The following is a 16,123-nucleotide window of genomic DNA, read 5'->3' on the forward strand; positions in this document are numbered from 1 at the left end:
AAAGAAATGTTATTTTTTTAAGAAAAACGGGTGACTAACCCTCTTGAACCCTTGTCACATCAAGGGTTTTTTTCGTTTTAGGAATCATATTATAAACAATATTCAAAAGGACGGCGGTAAAGCTGCCGGCGACGATTCCGTTTGTGGTCAAAAGATTTAAGTAAGACGGCAGGTGTTTAAACATATCGGGAACGACGGTTACGCCGAGTCCCAATCCGACTGAACACGCGACGATCAGAAGATTTTCCTGCTTTTTGAAGTCAATTTGGCTGAGCATTTTAATGCCGTAGGAAATGACCATGCCGAACATGGCCACCATCGCTCCGCCCAGTACCGAAGATGGGATGATGGTCGTGAAAGCTGCGATTTTCGGAAAAAGACCGAAAAGCATTAAAAGTGCGCCCGTAACGCCGATGACCGCATTTTTCTTAATTCCCGTCAGCTGCACGAGGCCGACGTTTTGGGAATAGGCCGTGTACGGAAATGCGTTGAAAATGCCGCTGATGAATACCGCAAGGCCTTCAGCGCGGTAGCCTTTTGCTAAATCACGTTCTGACAGCCGCCGGTTTGTCAGATCACCTAAAGCGAAATAGACGCCGGTTGATTCCACAAGGCTGACAATGGCAACGATGGACATCGTAATAATCGGTGCCGCATGAAATGTCGGCGTCCCAAAGTAAAACGGTTTAATCATTTGAATTGCGTCAGCGTTCGCCACATTGTCAAATTGCACTTTGCCCATAAAATAAGCGATGGCCGTCCCGATGACAATGCCGATTAAAATCGAAATGGATTTCATAAATCCTTTTGTAAACCGATAAAGCAGCACGATGATGACAAGCACCGTAAATCCGAGGGCAAGGTTAGCCGGATCACCGAAATCCTTGCTGCCTTCCCCGCCGGCAATATGATTCATTGCAACCGGCATCAAGGTCATCCCGATAATCGTGACGACAGATCCGGTTACAACGGGCGGAAAAAAGGCGACAAGCTTGCCGAAGAAAAAAGACAGCAGAATGACAAGCAGACCCGATGCCAAAATGCTCCCGTAAATGGCAGAAATCCCGTATTCCTTGCCGATAGAAATAATCGGCGCCACCGCAGTAAACGTACAGCCTAGCACAACGGGCAGGCCGATGCCGAAACATTTATTCCTCCATACTTGAAGCAGCGTAGCCGCCCCGCACATAAAAATGTCAATTGAAACGAGATATGTCAGCTGTTCTGCATTCAGTCCCAGCGCCGCTCCTACAATTAAGGGAACGACAACGGCGCCGGCATACATGGCAAGGACATGCTGGATACCGAGGGAAAGAGTTTTGGCATAGCTGTTTTTCATGAACGGACCTCCTGTACAAATGTCACTTTTCCGTCTTTAAGCGATTGAATTCTCGCCAGTGATTCGACACGGCATCCTTTTTTCACAAGCCCGTCTCTTCCCGGCTGAAATGACTTCTCAATGACAATGCCGATCCCGCAAACCGCTGCGCCCGCTTGTTTTACGATGGATAAAAGCCCTTCTGCCGCCTGTCCGTTCGCTAAAAAGTCGTCAATGATTAACACGCGGTCATCTTTAGAAAGATGACTGCCTGAGACGGCAATCTGACTTTCTGTTTTTTTCGTAAAAGAATAAACGGACGCCGTCAGCAGATCATCCGTTAACGTGAGAGACTTCCTTTTTCTCGCAAAAATGACGGGAACGCCGAGTTCAAGGCCGGCCATCACCGCAGGCGCAATGCCCGAAGATTCAATTGTGACGATTTTTGTGATACCGTCTTTTTCAAAACGGCGTGCAAATTCACGGCCGATCTGCTGCATAAGAACCGGATCAATTTGATGGTTTAAAAAAGAATCAACTTTCAGCACTTGGTCAGAAAGAACGATTCCGTCTTCTTCTATTTTTCGTTTTAATGCTTCCACAATGATTACCCCCGCTTATAGAAAATAAAAAAGCATTGCCCGCTCTCAATAAAAAGAGCAAGCAATGCCGAATGTCTACACGTAACGGCCGAATAAAAGCCGTTCCATTGCTCACTCATAGTCGGACATTTACGGTGACCGGTAGAAACTTGCGTGCCATATCCACGCGATTATATGAGTGTTCGTATGATATTAATCAAATTATAACAAGACCCGCTTATTTTGCATAGAGAAATTTTAATAATCACGAACTTTTTTCGAACAATTAATCTCCATTATTCGTCTTTTCGGTTTAGAAAAACACCCGGTGTATACCGGGTGTTTCGTTTATAGATATAAATTCGAATATTTGCCGACAAGATACTCAATGAGGTATTGAACGTTCAGCTCTTCTCCCGTTGCATCTTTAATAATGTCAAGCGGCAGTTTGCGTCTTCCGTGCTGATGAACCTTTTCTGTCAGCCATTGTTTGATCGGCTCAAAATCGCCCCGTTCGATTAATTGATCAAATTCAGGCAAATCGTCAAGCATGGTATTCTTCAGCTGAGCCGCATACATATATCCGAGCGCATAGGAAGGGAAATAACCGAAATCTCCGCCAGCCCAATGAACGTCCTGCAAAATGCCTTTTGCATCAGATGGCGGCGTAATGCCTAAATAATCATGATATTTTTGATTCCACAATGCAGGCAGTTCCTCCACTGACACTTCATTACTGAAAATCGCTTTTTCGATTTCATAACGGATAATAATGTGAAGCGGGTATGTCAACTCATCAGCTTCAATTCGGATAAAGGACGGTTTCGCCTCGTTGACGGCGCGTACAAAATCCTCTCTTTTTACATCTTGAAATTGATCAGGCGAAGCCTCAATCATTTTTTCATAATATGCGGTCCAGAAATGTTGATTTCTGCCGATAAAATTTTCATAAAATAACGATTGGGATTCATGAATTCCCATGGATGCACCGTCAGATAAATTTGTCCCGCTCAGCGCTTCGTCAATATTCTGCTCGTAGATTGCATGCCCGCATTCATGAATCGTTCCGAAAATCGCGGTGCGGAAATCGTTTTCGTCATATCTGGTCGTCACCCGCACATCGCCGCGGTTGATTGTCGTCATAAACGGATGCACCGTCTCATCCAGGCGGCCGCCGTCAAACTCATACCCGAGCTCTTTTAAGAAGTACAAGGAGAGATCTCTTTGTTTTTCTTTCGGAAACGTTTTTGTTATAAAGGCAGTGTCCGGTTTATTGCCGGATGCCGTCACTTTTTTGACTAAGGGAATGATGGCTTCCTTCAATTCAGAAAACAGCTGATCCAGCACCTTTACCGTAACACCCGGTTCGAAAATATCGAGCAATGCGTTGTACGGATGATCCTCATAGCCCCAATAAGATATAAACCGCTTATTAAAATCAATCAGCTTCTCAAGATAAGGAGCAAACATGGAGAAATCGGAGGCCGCCCTTGCTTCCTCCCAAGCCGTTTCAGCTTTTGATGTCAAAATGACATATTCTTTATACTCTTCTTCAGGAATTTTTTTATTATGGTCATAATCTTTTTTTGCCAGTTCCGCCGCTTTCACTGTATCTTCAGAGAGCTCTTTTGCATGCGCAAGAAGGATGTCAATCAGCTCTTTCATCCGGTCGGATGTCTGGATTTGAAAAACGTCAGCCGACAGCTGTCCGATGCTTTCCGCACGGTCATCGGAGCCTTTTTTCGGGGCTCCCGTCCTTGAATCCCAATGCATAAGCGCAATGGCTTCTTCATAATGGGATACTCTTTTTAACAGATCAAAAAACTCTTTTTCATATGTATGTATATCCATATCCGTTCCCTCCCTTTTCACTATCAATTACAGGCTAATGGAACGCTGTGATAAAGTCAACTTGTTGGTTTTCCAGAATTTAAAAAAGCCGCAGGATAAAAATCCTGCAGCATTTGTTTTTATACGATTTTCGGTGTAACAGGCAAGACCTTTTTGATCTCGGACAAGACCCGTTCACTTTCTCCGCCCGCATAAATAGATATGGTTCCGCTGTCCTGATTGGAGCGGATCAGGCGGCCGATTCCCTGCCGGACTCTCAAGAGCATGTACGGCAGATCAACCTCCTCAAACGGATCTTTTTTCGCCCCGTTCCGCTTTGCGGTAAACACGGGATCATGAGGCGGATACGGCAATGCCCAAATGGTCACATTTCGAAGCGAGTCACCGGGAATGTCAAGACCTTCCCATAAGTGGACGGAACAAAGCACGGATTTTTCATCCCGCTGGAATTTTTCGACCAGATTACTGATCTCTTCGTCACCTTCGTAATATATCGGATACGGCAGCTCCCATGCGGCAGCCTGTTCTTTAAATTCCTTCATGTCTTCAAAGGAAGGGAAAAGAACGAGGGTGCGGCCTTCATTCTCCTTAATCGTATCAATCGTTCGGGCTGTTTTCTGCTCAGACGTCATATCACCGTGAAGAGAAACAGACATTTGCTCCTCGTAATCGTACGGTGACTCAACAGTAAAGGATAAAGGATCGCGGATTCCGAGACTGTCTGCAATATAATCAAATGAACCGCCCTCAGAAAGAGTGGCTGATGAGAAAATATAAGGGATCTTTTTAGAGAAGACCTTTTCTCCAAGCACTTCGGCTACAGTTCTCGGCATAACGACAAATGTTGAGTCCGTATCCTGCGTTTCAAGCCAGCTGATGGCGTCCTTTTGATACAGTGAAAGTGAATATGCCATTTGTTCGACGTATTCTTCTACGACTGACAGCTCGTACTTATCGATCGTATACATTTCCGATTCAAATACCAGCGCTTCGCCGATTTTATCGAGCAGACGGCACAGTTCATCAGCCGCACGCTTCACGCGCTGGTCGTTTTGGATGTCCAATCGGTGAGAACCGGCGATTTCCTTCGATTCCTCTGAAAGCACGTAGAAAAACTCATCGTTTGCAGCAAGGGAATCTTCAATCAGTTCGGCAAATTCTTCTCTGATGTCATTTTGAAGCAGGCGCTCTAAAAACAGCTCAAGCGTCGATTGCTTCACGCGATAGGTTAACGCTTTTTGCGCGGCGAATTCCAGAAGATGCCCTTCATCAAACACGACGGCGCTGTGATCCGGCAAAAGCGGCAGCTGCCCTTCCCTCTTGCGTGATTCTTCCGTCCATACATGTTCCATGTAAAAATCATGGGAGCAAACGATCAGGTCCGTTGATTTTCTGTAATGATCTCTTGAAAGTGTTAAACCGCATCTATGTCTCATATCACATGTTAAACAATCCTGGAAGGAATCATAGCTTACGCTTGACCACTCTTCATTCGTCAGATCAGCGTACTGCTTGCGGTCTCCGTACGGATAAAAGCGCTGCATCGCTTGTGACTCGTGCACGAATGAAGGCAGCGACTCATAAAGGTCCAGCCACTTTTCATCATCAGAACGCTGCATCGTTTTTTCAAGCTTTTTCAGACACAGGTACTGCTCGTGGGATTTTGACAGCCGAGTATCAATCTGTAAATCCAAATGTTCTGTCAGCTTGGATATGTCGCCTTCTTTTTTGACAAGCTGTTCAATTAACGTTTCATCGGCGCATGCAATAATCGCCGGTTTCCCCGTATATCTGGCATAGCTGATGGCAAACAGCAGATACACCAGCGTTTTCCCCGTACCGACTCCTGCCTCAGCGAACATGACCTTTTTTTCTTTAAATGCCCGTTCAAGCTGAAACGCCATAAATACCTGCTCATCCCGAAGGTCAAAGCCTTTTTCGGGAAGGATATCGTAAAACACGTCACCAATCCAATTGTTCAATTCTTCGTAAAAATTCTTTTCTTTTGTTAAAGCAAAAGGCAAACGTGATGTTGTCACCCAACTCCAACCCCTAACTATTCGGCATTCAGACCATCTATAATATCATTTAACCCTTCTCAATACAACAAAAAAACTTGGCCGCGCCAAGTCTTTTGATTTTCATTTCCGATTAAAGATATGCAAACATAAAAACGGATGGTCTGTTGAATGTGTATGTTTTACTGCATTTTCAAGATCTTCCTGTGCGTGAGTCATGGCGGAAGAATCGAACTCCGCTCCAACTTCCTGCAGCTGGGAAGAAGTTGCGGCTAGCGCCTTTTGTATCTTACTGAAGTGCTCGCTGTTCAGCATAAAATAGATCACCTCTCAAATAGAAATAATCATCATTCTATGCCGATGCTTCACTTTCTATACATGCCTTCCTGAATGATTGGCACATGACCTGCACAAACTACAACAGATATTCGATCGAATATCCATCTTCACAAATTTATTCTATCCGGGAGTGATGGTTACATGAGTTATAAAGATCGATTAGATCAGCATTCTGAATTGTTTCATCACAATTGGACACGGCCGAAACGCTCTAAATCACAGGTGAACGGCCACACCGAAATGTCCCAGACCAACATTATTTTACGGAGCAATGCAAAAGCGCACCGCTGGTAATGGCAGAATAAATGTAAAGATGCCGGAGAAGACGCTGTTTCAGGCGTCTTCTCTTTGTTGCGGCTTTTTCCGCTGCGGCCGCACTTTAGCCCAGTACTGATAATAATCCGTTTTGATAAAACCGTTAAAGAGCTTGCGTTTTTTTGTCGCTTTTCTTCCGTAAACCTCTTCAAATTGTTCATTTGACGTTAAGATGTAGATAGACCATGTATCAAGAGATTCGAATGCCCGGCCCATTTCTTTATACATCCGCTCGACTTCTCTTTTTTCGCCGAGCCGCTCGCCGTACGGAGGATTTCCGACGATAACGCCGAATTCGAGTTTCGTCGTGAAGTCCTGCACCCGCATTTGCTTGCATTCAATCAGGTCTCCAAGCCCCGCTTCTTCAGCATTTTCTTTTGCGATGTTGACCATCCGATGATCCACATCACTTGCAAAAATCTGCAGCGGCTGATCATAATTCGCCTTTTCTTCTACTTCAAGACGTGCCTTGTCCCACACTTCTTTTCCGATCCATTCCCAGTCTTCTGAGACGAAATCACGATTAAAACCGGGCGCAATATTTTGCCCGATTAAAGCGGCTTCAATCGCTATCGTACCGGAACCGCAAAACGGATCGACGAACGGACGGTCAGGTGTCCAGTTCGTTAACAGAACTAAAGCGGCAGCGAGCGTTTCTTTTATCGGGGCTCCGCCCTGGTCAACCCTGTATCCCCGTTTATGAAGGCCTGTTCCCGATGAATCCAGTGTGATGACGGCTTTATCTTTTAAAAGCGAAATCTCCACTTTGTACTCGGGACCCGTTTCTGCAATCCATTCATTTTGGTTTCTTGATTGCAGTTTCAGCTTTTCCGCTATCGCCTTTTTGACGATCCGTTGGCAGTCAGGCACACTGGCAAGCACTGATTTCACGGACTTTCCGATAACGGGAAATTTTGCGTTTTCCGGAATGTATGCGCGCCAGTCAATCGCTTTTGTTTTTTCAAACAGCTCATCAAACGTTTTTGCCTGAAACTCGGCGACCTGTACTTTGATGCGGTCAGCCGTCCGCAGCCATAAGTTAGCGCGGCAGATCGCAAGCGCGTCCCCTTCAAAAATGACTTTTCCGTTGTCTACTTTGCATTCATACCCTAAATCACGCACTTCTTTGGCGACAATCGCTTCAATTCCCATCGGCGCCGTCGCGATTAGTGTGTACTTCTTCATCGTATCACCCTGTCTCTTTTCAGCTTTCGTTTCATTCAAGATAAAAGCTCCCCTTTAAAGGAGAGCTCTAATTTGTCATATCAATAAATGTTTAACGTTCTGTAAGCCATGTTTTGTTCCGTCGTACTGCAATCGGCTCATCACCTCGTACTCGGGCGGCAATCATCTATCTACAGAAAGTATTCTGTCCTTCTATCTGTTCAGTTCCTTCAAGAAGGTTCCCCTACCAAAATTTGGGTTTCTCGCTCGAGGGGTTTACCGCGTTCCACTCTCAACATTTCTGATGAGACTTCGTCACTGTGGCACTTTCAAGGATACTCAGCCATATCCGGAGACTTAGGCTTTTTTCCTGCCGTCAGCCTATCAAGGCTGCCCTAGCTTATTTCTTCGCTAGGCACGAACACTACGGGCATCTCAGCACCGTGCGAGCATGGACTTTCCTCTACAGATTCAAAGATCTGCAGCGATTACCCGAACGTTAAGAACACTTGTTCATTATAAAGCAACTTGTCTCATTTGACAAGTGCATCTGTCTTATTCGTCGTAAAGCTTGCTGCCGAATACATGTTTCTCAAGGTTGGACAGTCTTTTCAGAATGTCAAAGTTGGTCGTATTCGACTGCACCGGCTGTTTTTTGCTTGCTTCTTCAAGCTGTTTTTTCAGCTGCAGATTTTCCTGCTGAAGTTCTTCAATTTCTTGATGGAAGGTTTCATAATCCTTAATAATCATATCTAAAAATTTGTCAACGTCTTCTTGTCTGTAACCTCTAACGCCTGTTTTAAATTCTTTTTCCAAAATGTCTTTCGCAGAAAGCTTTACTTTATCAGCAAGCATCTTTTTCACCTCGTATCGTGAATCATCATGTTATATTTTATTCAGAAACACGTCCCGTTGTCAAATGTTCTCTGACATGTTATGTAAAGAAGTCTTCTTCTTCAACGGCAGCCCGGAGATCGTCCATCGTAATCGAATAAATCGGATAACCGTCTTTTTCACGGCGTTTTTCCGCCTGCTGCAGCATATATTTCGGCGATCCTTCCATTTCAGGATCATATAAAAGCAAAAGCGCATCTGACTTTTCAATAAAAAACGCGTTTTTCTGCCGGAATTGAAGCGGGCTTTCATATGGCCGATGCGTCAGGCTCTCCTCATAATCTGCCTGTGCAAGCACAGATTCATACATTTCTTTATTCGGTTCCTTCCACTTTTCTTCCTGGCCGTAGAACGGCGTGATTACAGCAACCTTTAATTCCGGATACTCTTCCCTGAGATCGTACGCCGTTTCTGCCGCCCATAGTTCCGTCCCCAGCTGTCCGGATATGAGAATCCATTCCAAGCCTTCGTCAAGAAAGCTTCTGAGTCTGGCTTCTATCGCCTTTTTTATATAAACAAGCGCCCGGTCATCATGTTTAAAGATACCGAGTTCAAACGGCTTGTACCCCGTTACGGCTAATACTTTCAATTGATCACCTGCTTTAAAAAATGGGGCTCCCATCGGGCCCCATTTTAATTTGCTGATATCCTTACCGACCATGCTTAAACGTTCAATACTAATGATCGCAGCAAGGGCTCCCGCACTGAAAATGCTGGTGAGTTGTCGGGTCAACATTTGAAAAAGTGTGCGGAAAGTAATGAACGTGCTCAAAGTTGTGGTGATTTACGTTAGTTGTATGTTGCGGATGAATATGCGGCACAACCGTGTTAGTAAAACAATGGTGTTCACAGCAATTAGTCGGATGAACAATCGGCGGCATTACGTTTGGTCTGCAGCAATGATGATGATGATGATGAAACATGCTAAATCCCCTCTCCATTAACTTTTATTACACTGTTAGGTTATGAAGATAAGCGGGTGCATGTTCTAATTCAATCACCCAATTTAGAAGTGCATCAGCAGACTGTCTTTAAAATTCGAAAATACAAACGCAATCAAAAAAACCACGACAAAGAACAAGTAAAAAACACCTTTATACATACCAACTCTCCCCTATAAATAACTAACGCTATTTTACAGGATGCGGCACCATTCTACAACAAAATCGATGCTGATTCAGAAAAAAATATTTTTGGCGAAACAGCTCGGCTTTTGCGCTTTCCCGGGCAATATTTCAAGAGGAATATTTCCTCTTCAGCCGGGCAATTCTCACATGGAGTTTCTCGGCTTCTTTTTCCGATATTTCCCCGTCTTTTGCGGCTAGCTGCGCGGCCTGCAGCGCTTTTTTGAAATCTTTTGCATGATGCTCAAAATAGATCGCCAGCTCAACCGCTGATTGATGTCTGCATATGTGAAGATCAGAGCCCGTCAGTTCCTCCCAAAGGGGCACTGCGTCTTGCCTGCGGTTTTGTTTTTTATAAAGCATCGCTAAGTCAAAAAGGGCCCGATCCGAATCTTCAAAGGCTTTGCCTCGCAGCGCTTCCAGCTGTGAAACAGCCCGATCGGTTTCTTTATGGGCGATAAACCACTTCGCCATGGCGTAGGCTTCCTGATGTTCTGACGTCTGATCAGCGGAAGCAAAAATCTTTTTTGACATATGGATGTAAAGAGCAATAAGGGAGAGCACGTCTTGTTCATTATGCAGGAGCACTCCCTTTAAAAGATCGGGATCTTCCGCCTTTAAAAATTGGAAATACAGCATCGGCGCCAAATACCCGGGCGTGTCTTCGCCCCTTTTAAAGGCAAGCTCTTCATTTTCAACCGCCGAAAGCGATACTCGCTCCAGTTTATGTTTCCAAAGCCGTCTCGCCCCGTGCAGAAGATCAAAGTGGCCGAATTCAGGAAGTTTCGGAAGCCTGTCCCGCAGCAATGTGTGTCTTGTTTTGACCTGAGGCCAATCAAAGGCTTTGCCGTTATACGTAACAAGGGACGTAATGTCAACCTCACTTAAAAAGCTTTGGTAAAGAGCCGCCTCGTTTCCCGGCTTGGGAAGCAGATGCTGTTTGACTGTGACACGGTCTTCATATACCCTCGCATGGCCGAGCAAAAAGATCATATTGCCGGCCCCGCCGCCGAGTCCGGTCGTTTCAGTATCAAAGAAAAACAGCTGGCTCTTTTCGTATCCTTCGGCTGATAAAGTATGCGTCAAACCGCCTTTATTCCATAACGCCATGACGTCATCAAGTTCACTGAAGCTGTACCGTCCGTGGCGGTGCGAAAGCGGATAAACGGTTTCGCGGATAAGACAGTATTCATCCTCAAAGAAGAAAGGCTTAACTCCGAATGCCTCCCATTCTTCTCTAAACGGGACTTGAATATCCGGGTCCGAAAGCGAAGAAGCAGCAGGCTTTATTTCAGCTTCCGGAATATTCAGGTGGTTTTTCATCCGCTTTAATTTATTTTTCAAGGACATCTTTCGTCCCCCTTTTCTTTTACACGTAATTCAAGAGCCGGAGAATCGCTTTCTTTGCATCTATTCCCTCTATTTCGGAGCCGATGCAGGAAGGACATCCGTCTTGACATGGACATTGTCTGATCAGACGCATAGCCCCTTCATTGATTTCATCAAATCGTTTATATACTTCATCAGCAAGTCCGATTCCGCCCGGATAATGATCATACAAAAAGATTGTCGGCAGTCCCGTATGAGCCGCTTTGATCTGCGGCACGACATGCACGTCATTTCGGTCGCACATGACGTATACAGGCACGATATGCCGCAGGACGTGAGCAATGCCTAAAAGCAGCTGCTCAAGCGTTTTTTCGCCGATCTCAGAATCCGTCTCTTTTAATTCAAGCCAGGCTGCACTTGTATGCAGCTCTTCTTCAGGAAGATGAATCGGTCCTGATCCTATATTTTCAAATGTCGTCATTTTTATTTTTTTAAATATCGTCGGAAGGGCATTCACGGTCACGTCCCCGAAATGGATGGCCGTTTCCCTTCTGCTGTCCGTTCTGTCGATTTCCAGCACTTTCAGCTGAACCGCTAAATTGGCATCCGTATAATATTCGACATCGACTTTTCGCACGTATGCTTTTTTGTGCTCCCAATCAAGCTTTTCAACCTGATACTGCACCCCTTCATGAAGATAAATCGCTTCATCATGAAGAAGCGTCATCGCGCTGAAGCGGTCCATTTCTCCGATAATTTTCACATCGGCCGTCTCTGATTGGTCCACGATGACCACGTTTTCCTGCGAGGCCGAACGGAGACTGATGTTTGAAGCGGGAAATGAATCGCTTGCCCAGTGATATCGTTCACGATTTTCATGAAGCACCCCTTCTTCTTCTAAATACTCGAGAATGTCTTTTGCCTCATTTTCTCCGAATGTTTCATCGGCTCTGAAAGGCAGCTCATACGCCGCGCATTTCAGATGATCGACCAGTATAATGAGGTTATCAGGATTAATCCGTGCAGATTCAGGCGAGCGTTTAAAGAAATAATCAGGGTGGCGCACAATATATTGGTCAATCGGATCAGAGTTCGCGACCATCACAATCAGCGACTCCCCCTGCCGCCGTCCGGCCCGGCCCGCCTGCTGCCACGCACTCGCGACACTGCCCGGGTATCCCGTCATCACGCAGACCTGAAGCTGGCCGATATCAACGCCGAGCTCCAGCGCATTTGTGCTGACAACACCGAGAATACTTCCGTCTCTTAATCCCCGCTCTATTTCTCTTCTTTCTTTCGGAAGATATCCGCCGCGATAGCCTCTGACAGACTTCGCGCCGATTTCTTTTTTTACGATTTCCTGAATGTGGCTTAAAATAATTTCAACCCTGACGCGGCTTCTTGCAAAAACAATCGTCTGGATCTTATTTTTCAGAAATGTTTTGGCTAGCTCGTTCACTTCCACGGTGGCGCTTTTTCGAATATGCAGCGGTTTATTCACAATCGGCGGATTATAGAAAGCAAAGTGCTTTCTTCCGCTCGGAGCGCCGTTGTCGTCAATCAGCCTGACAGGATTTCCCGTCAGCTGCTCCGCCAATTCCCTCGGATTGGCGATTGTTGCGGATGTGCAGATAAATGACGGCGTGCTTCCGTAAAAGGCGCAGATTCTCATTAAGCGGCGGATGACGTTTGCCACATGGCTGCCGAATACGCCGCGGTACGTATGTAATTCATCAATGACGATATATTTCAGGTTTTCAAACAGACTCACCCATTTTGTATGATGGGGAAGAATGGCTGAATGAAGCATATCGGGATTAGTAATCACAATGTGTCCGGCCTTTCTGACCTTCTGCCTGATGGCCGGAGAGGTATCGCCGTCGTAAGTAAAACTTTTGATGTCCATGCCCATCTCATCTATGATTTCGTTCAGTTCGCTTTTTTGATCCTGCGCAAGCGCCTTTGTCGGAAATAAATAAAGCGCGCGGCTTGTGGAATCTTCCGCAATAGACTGGAGAACCGGAAGATTATAGCACAACGTTTTTCCGGAGGCCGTCGGTGTGACGGCCACGATGCTTTCTCCGTTTTGAACCGTCCGGAAAGCGGAGTATTGATGGGTAAAGAGCCGTTCGATTCCCCTCTTTTCGAGAGCCGCCCGGATCTTCGGGTCCACTTGATCGGGCATTGGCATGGTTTTAGCCTCCCGCGGTTCCTCTTCATGCCAATGCACAATATTTTCGTGATCTTTTAATTCCTGAATCAGTTCGCTCAGTGATTTTTTCTTCATCGTTCACACCTCTTTGAGGTACAGTTTACCGAATATTTGTTTGCCTGGCTAGATGAAAATACTGTACAAGAAAAAAAGCAGGGAATCAGCCCCTGCCTACTTCATTTTTATTGTAAAAAGCTCTGTTTGTCCTTTTTTCGCTTCATTTGCGCCTGCAAATTGCAAAGGCTCCGCGGCATCGCCGTTCATAATGACCATAGGGATGACGGTGCTGCTTGCTTTTTCTTTTATTAAATCCAGATCGCAGGTTAAAAGCAGGTCGCCTGTCTTGATTTTGTCCCCTTCTTTTACGTGTGCTTCAAAGCCTTCTCCGTTCATGTTGACGGTATCCAAACCGACATGTATCAAAAGTTCCGCTCCGGAAAGGGTGCGGATGCCGACTGCGTGTTTTGTATGAAACAGCTGAATCACTTCACCCTCAGCCGGTGAAACAATATCTCCGTTTGCAGGTTCGATGGCGATCCCGTCCCCCATCATTTTTTGTGAAAATACGGGATCCGGCACTGAAGCCAAATCCATCACCGCTCCGTCAGCCGGAGAAAAAATCACTTCCTCGGCCGGCTTTTTCCGGCTGTCTCCCAATCCGAATAATTTTTTCAGCAATGTGTTGTGCTCCCCTTCCTAAATGTGAGTCCGTTACCAGTTTATTCTCCACTATTTAACCATACTTTCTTTTTTCCTTCAATTCTTAACCATACGGGATAACAGTGCATAGTCTGTTGTAAAAAGGCGGTGATCCTATGGAACAAAATGAAGACGATAAACGTTATTTGGAAAGAAATGAAGACATCCTCAGCCATGCGATGGATCAATTTTTTCACTCAGGCCCCTTCTCAGAATTGATGCAGGGTTTTCAGCATCTTGTCAATTCTGCTTTTACTGAAGCACAAGTAACGATTGACGTCAGAGAAGAGCCCTCGGGCCTTGCGGTTGACATCAGCGTCCCTCCGACGTTCCGTGACGGGGATATGCTGGTGGAAACGAAAGGGTGCTACCTCCACGTGACAATCCGGCACGATCACAAGCAAGCCCATTCATCCCATGTGTCTTCAAGCATGACAAGAACCGTCGTCCTCCCTTATGAGGTGCGTGAAGAAGATATGGAAACATCCTGGAATAAGCAGACGCTTACCATCTTTTTACCTAAAAAATAAGCATGAATGATGGATATCATTCATGCTTTTTATTTAAAGATACTGGTAAATCCTTTCACCAGCGATCCGACCTGGTTTACGGCGCTTACCATCTGCCCCGTCGTATCTATCATTTTATTAAAGTCAAACTGTCCATTTGTCTTTTTAAACTGTGAGAGTATCCCTGAGAATTGGGAAGGCTGCTGCTGATTCGGTCTGGGAACGGGGTAAGGATTCACAAATCCCGGCGGCCCCCCGGGCATGCCTGCCTGAGGCGGGGCGGGAGTGTACGGCTGCTGCATATGACCGTATTCCTGATTCGGATAAAATTGCGGCGGAAACTGCCCTTGCTGATGATACGGCGGCTGCTGCAATGGCTGTATTTGCTGCGGATACGGCTGCGGCTGTAATGGCTGCATCTGCTGCGGATTCGGCTGCTGCAGCGGCTGTATCTGCTGCGGATAGAAATATCCCGCCGGCTGCTGGTACATATTTTGATACGGCTGCGCTCTCCATTGCATATGACATTCCCCCTGTGCCTCTCGCTTAGTTTCTTCTATATATGTATGAATCCCGCCTTGGTTATGTGCTTTTGGAAAGCCTCACCTTTGTCAAATGCTGTCGAAAGTCTTAATTTTTTAAAAACAGAAAAAAGTCGAATCGTTATGTTAACATAATCTCAACATACATGAGAGGGGATGCACCATTATGAACGTATCATACTTAAGAAAGCGTTTTGCAGAAGTGAAAAAATATGAAACAGATTGTGCAGATAAACTGATGGACTTTGCCAAGTTCCTCTATATTCAAGGCCATCTCACCGCAACCGAATTTCGTAACAGTATGAAGGTTCTCGAAGCAAGTGGAGCAGAAAACCCGGCGTATGAATAACATACCCGACCCCTTTATATAAAAGAAGGCAGCTGTTTCAGCTGCCTTCTTTTTCAATTTCATCCCTCAATATACGAAGCGTATATAAAACAGATTCAGTTAGGTCCTTGTATCTTTTTTTATGAATATGATGAACATATGATTGGAGCATCAGCTCTCCGAAATTTTCTGAAACGGCCTGAATTTGGGCGTGATGAACGTATTTTGGACGGTTTTCCTGAATAAACGCAAGCGCTGCTTCAGTCCAAATCGCGCAAAGCCGGTCTTTTTTTTCAACATCGGGTTTAATCACGTCAAAAAAATCATATGAACGGCCGGTTTCTTTTCCTTCCTGATATCTTCTGTCGGCTTCAAGAGCCGCCTCTATCATTTGTACTGTCAGTTCCAATAACGACTGTGTCTGCAAACGGACTCACCTCAGTACATATCGTACCAAAGTTTTCACATAAAATCAGCTGATCCGGCAGGCTCTCGGTAAATCCTTTTTGCGACGGTCAGTCAAAAACAGATCATCAATGCAAACATGAAGCTCGCGGGCCTCTTCTTCAATGCGGGCAAGCCGGTCCTGCCTGATTTCTTCAGCTTCCGCCTGACAGGACTTAACTGCCTGTGTAAGCGTCTTTTCAGCGGCAGAAATCCGGACTTCGATATCAGAAAGCAGACGGAGAATATCAGCCTTACTCGTGTAAACAGACATTCATGTTCCTCCCTTTTGTCACTTGCGTCTCTCCTGATATAATTCTCGTTTTCATACCGCTCTCCTCCGCACCTGACAAAACTAGAAGCAGTTCGGCAAACAAACAGAGATTAACCTAAAAGACGGACTTTTCGACAAAAAATTGCCGCAAACTTTGTATGAACCGGCACGTTAATGCAAAC

General features: G+C 45.5%; 18 protein-coding genes, 1 other RNA gene, 1 pseudogene and 1 riboswitch. Of the genes and pseudogenes, 3 read left to right on the plus strand and 17 right to left on the minus strand.

Annotated features, from left to right (window positions below):
- Window positions 1-34: 34 nt before the first annotated feature.
- The 5 genes from pbuX to ABDB98_RS10340 form a co-directional block, all read right to left on the minus strand.
- Window positions 35-1,339, minus strand: a complete 1,305-nt coding sequence (gene pbuX / locus ABDB98_RS10320; RefSeq protein WP_438420102.1) for a xanthine permease PbuX — start codon at window positions 1,337-1,339, stop codon at window positions 35-37.
- Complete coding sequence (gene xpt, locus ABDB98_RS10325; protein WP_060964925.1) at window positions 1,336-1,920, minus strand: xanthine phosphoribosyltransferase; 585 nt, start codon at window positions 1,918-1,920, stop codon at window positions 1,336-1,338. The genes pbuX and xpt overlap by 4 nt, the downstream gene beginning before the upstream one ends.
- A 98-nt stretch (window positions 1,921-2,018) precedes the next feature.
- Window positions 2,019-2,118: riboswitch (purine riboswitch) on the minus strand.
- A 129-nt stretch (window positions 2,119-2,247) separates the two neighbouring features.
- Complete coding sequence (locus ABDB98_RS10330; protein ID WP_438420103.1) at window positions 2,248-3,750, minus strand: carboxypeptidase M32; 1,503 nt, start codon at window positions 3,748-3,750, stop codon at window positions 2,248-2,250.
- Window positions 3,751-3,869: 119 nt separating this feature from the next.
- Window positions 3,870-5,789 carry an ATP-dependent DNA helicase gene (locus tag ABDB98_RS10335; RefSeq protein ID WP_047475750.1) on the minus strand — a complete coding sequence of 640 codons (1,920 nt, stop codon included), beginning with the start codon at window positions 5,787-5,789 and terminating at the stop codon, window positions 3,870-3,872.
- 102 nt (window positions 5,790-5,891) lie between these two features.
- The gene (locus ABDB98_RS10340; protein ID WP_438420104.1) at window positions 5,892-6,083 is read right to left on the minus strand and encodes a hypothetical protein; all 192 of its coding nucleotides are present in this window, start codon (window positions 6,081-6,083) and stop codon (window positions 5,892-5,894) included.
- 165 nt (window positions 6,084-6,248) lie between these two features.
- Between ABDB98_RS10340 and ABDB98_RS10345 the strand changes: the two genes are divergently transcribed.
- Entirely contained in the window at window positions 6,249-6,401 is a 153-nt protein-coding gene (locus ABDB98_RS10345) for a YpzG family protein (protein WP_003153548.1), read from the plus strand.
- 39 nt (window positions 6,402-6,440) lie between these two features.
- Here ABDB98_RS10345 and ABDB98_RS10350 read toward each other — a convergent pair whose 3' ends face one another.
- From ABDB98_RS10350 to ABDB98_RS10390, 9 genes and pseudogenes are all read right to left on the minus strand, one after another.
- Window positions 6,441-7,607, minus strand: coding sequence for a THUMP domain-containing class I SAM-dependent RNA methyltransferase (locus ABDB98_RS10350; RefSeq protein ID WP_438422134.1), 1,167 nt, complete (start codon window positions 7,605-7,607; stop codon window positions 6,441-6,443).
- Window positions 7,608-7,704: 97 nt separating this feature from the next.
- Window positions 7,705-8,086: RNase P RNA component class B (rnpB, locus tag ABDB98_RS10355), an RNA gene on the minus strand.
- Window positions 8,087-8,141: 55 nt separating this feature from the next.
- Window positions 8,142-8,441: a cell division regulator GpsB gene (gene gpsB / locus ABDB98_RS10360; protein ID WP_003153541.1), complete on the minus strand. Its 300-nt coding sequence runs from the start codon at window positions 8,439-8,441 to the stop codon at window positions 8,142-8,144.
- A gap of 79 nt (window positions 8,442-8,520) precedes the next feature.
- Complete coding sequence (locus tag ABDB98_RS10365) at window positions 8,521-9,069, minus strand: DUF1273 domain-containing protein (RefSeq protein ID WP_029575374.1); 549 nt, start codon at window positions 9,067-9,069, stop codon at window positions 8,521-8,523.
- A gap of 88 nt (window positions 9,070-9,157) precedes the next feature.
- Complete coding sequence (cotD, locus tag ABDB98_RS10370) at window positions 9,158-9,403, minus strand: spore coat protein CotD (RefSeq protein ID WP_269774894.1); 246 nt, start codon at window positions 9,401-9,403, stop codon at window positions 9,158-9,160.
- A gap of 83 nt (window positions 9,404-9,486) precedes the next feature.
- Window positions 9,487-9,594 (minus strand): annotated as a pseudogene (locus ABDB98_RS10375) (hypothetical protein); the annotation flags it as partial.
- Between the two features lie 121 nt (window positions 9,595-9,715).
- Window positions 9,716-10,954 (minus strand): ribonuclease H-like domain-containing protein, encoded by a 1,239-nt coding sequence (locus ABDB98_RS10380; RefSeq protein ID WP_438420105.1) that lies wholly within the window; start codon window positions 10,952-10,954, stop codon window positions 9,716-9,718.
- Between the two features lie 19 nt (window positions 10,955-10,973).
- Window positions 10,974-13,220, minus strand: a complete 2,247-nt coding sequence (locus tag ABDB98_RS10385; RefSeq protein ID WP_438420106.1) for a DEAD/DEAH box helicase — start codon at window positions 13,218-13,220, stop codon at window positions 10,974-10,976.
- Window positions 13,221-13,316: 96 nt separating this feature from the next.
- Window positions 13,317-13,823, minus strand: a complete 507-nt coding sequence (locus ABDB98_RS10390) for a PTS sugar transporter subunit IIA (RefSeq protein ID WP_016939058.1) — start codon at window positions 13,821-13,823, stop codon at window positions 13,317-13,319.
- 137 nt (window positions 13,824-13,960) lie between these two features.
- Between ABDB98_RS10390 and ABDB98_RS10395 the strand changes: the two genes are divergently transcribed.
- A complete protein-coding gene (locus tag ABDB98_RS10395; protein ID WP_438420107.1) occupies window positions 13,961-14,374 on the plus strand; it encodes an Hsp20/alpha crystallin family protein in 414 nt (137 codons plus the stop codon).
- Window positions 14,375-14,403: 29 nt separating this feature from the next.
- Here ABDB98_RS10395 and ABDB98_RS10400 read toward each other — a convergent pair whose 3' ends face one another.
- Window positions 14,404-14,874 (minus strand): YppG family protein, encoded by a 471-nt coding sequence (locus ABDB98_RS10400; protein ID WP_438420108.1) that lies wholly within the window; start codon window positions 14,872-14,874, stop codon window positions 14,404-14,406.
- Window positions 14,875-15,061: 187 nt separating this feature from the next.
- On the opposite strand from ABDB98_RS10400, the gene ABDB98_RS10405 reads away from it, so the two are divergent.
- Window positions 15,062-15,244, plus strand: a complete 183-nt coding sequence (locus tag ABDB98_RS10405) for a YppF family protein (protein ID WP_003153532.1) — start codon at window positions 15,062-15,064, stop codon at window positions 15,242-15,244.
- 37 nt (window positions 15,245-15,281) lie between these two features.
- Here the strand turns inward: ABDB98_RS10405 and ABDB98_RS10410 are convergent, their stop codons facing one another.
- Both ABDB98_RS10410 and ABDB98_RS10415 read right to left on the minus strand, forming a co-directional pair.
- Entirely contained in the window at window positions 15,282-15,650 is a 369-nt protein-coding gene (locus ABDB98_RS10410; RefSeq protein ID WP_060964919.1) for a YppE family protein, read from the minus strand.
- 45 nt (window positions 15,651-15,695) lie between these two features.
- The gene (locus ABDB98_RS10415) at window positions 15,696-15,941 is read right to left on the minus strand and encodes a DUF5446 family protein (RefSeq protein WP_016939062.1); all 246 of its coding nucleotides are present in this window, start codon (window positions 15,939-15,941) and stop codon (window positions 15,696-15,698) included.
- Window positions 15,942-16,123 lie beyond the last annotated feature (182 nt).

Source organism: Bacillus siamensis (genome assembly GCF_051628075.1).
Lineage (GTDB): Bacteria > Bacillota > Bacilli > Bacillales > Bacillaceae > Bacillus > Bacillus siamensis.

Excerpts from the sequence above, each read along its gene's own strand:
- ABDB98_RS10345 (WP_003153548.1), top strand. The coding sequence starts at position 6,249 with ATGAGTTATAAAGATCGATTAGATCAGCATTCTGAATTGTTTCATCAC.
- ABDB98_RS10330 (WP_438420103.1), bottom strand. The coding sequence starts at position 3,750 with ATGGATATACATACATATGAAAAAGAGTTTTTTGATCTGTTAAAAAGA.
- ABDB98_RS10380 (WP_438420105.1), bottom strand. The coding sequence starts at position 10,954 with ATGTCCTTGAAAAATAAATTAAAGCGGATGAAAAACCACCTGAATATT.
- ABDB98_RS10405 (WP_003153532.1), top strand. The coding sequence starts at position 15,062 with ATGAACGTATCATACTTAAGAAAGCGTTTTGCAGAAGTGAAAAAATAT.
- ABDB98_RS10350 (WP_438422134.1), bottom strand. The coding sequence starts at position 7,607 with ATGAAGAAGTACACACTAATCGCGACGGCGCCGATGGGAATTGAAGCG.
- ABDB98_RS10395 (WP_438420107.1), top strand. The coding sequence starts at position 13,961 with ATGGAACAAAATGAAGACGATAAACGTTATTTGGAAAGAAATGAAGAC.
- gpsB (WP_003153541.1), bottom strand. The coding sequence starts at position 8,441 with ATGCTTGCTGATAAAGTAAAGCTTTCTGCGAAAGACATTTTGGAAAAA.
- pbuX (WP_438420102.1), bottom strand. The coding sequence starts at position 1,339 with ATGAAAAACAGCTATGCCAAAACTCTTTCCCTCGGTATCCAGCATGTC.
- ABDB98_RS10400 (WP_438420108.1), bottom strand. The coding sequence starts at position 14,874 with ATGCAATGGAGAGCGCAGCCGTATCAAAATATGTACCAGCAGCCGGCG.
- ABDB98_RS10415 (WP_016939062.1), bottom strand. The coding sequence starts at position 15,941 with ATGTCTGTTTACACGAGTAAGGCTGATATTCTCCGTCTGCTTTCTGAT.
- ABDB98_RS10385 (WP_438420106.1), bottom strand. The coding sequence starts at position 13,220 with ATGAAGAAAAAATCACTGAGCGAACTGATTCAGGAATTAAAAGATCAC.
- ABDB98_RS10340 (WP_438420104.1), bottom strand. The coding sequence starts at position 6,083 with ATGCTGAACAGCGAGCACTTCAGTAAGATACAAAAGGCGCTAGCCGCA.
- cotD (WP_269774894.1), bottom strand. The coding sequence starts at position 9,403 with ATGTTTCATCATCATCATCATCATTGCTGCAGACCAAACGTAATGCCG.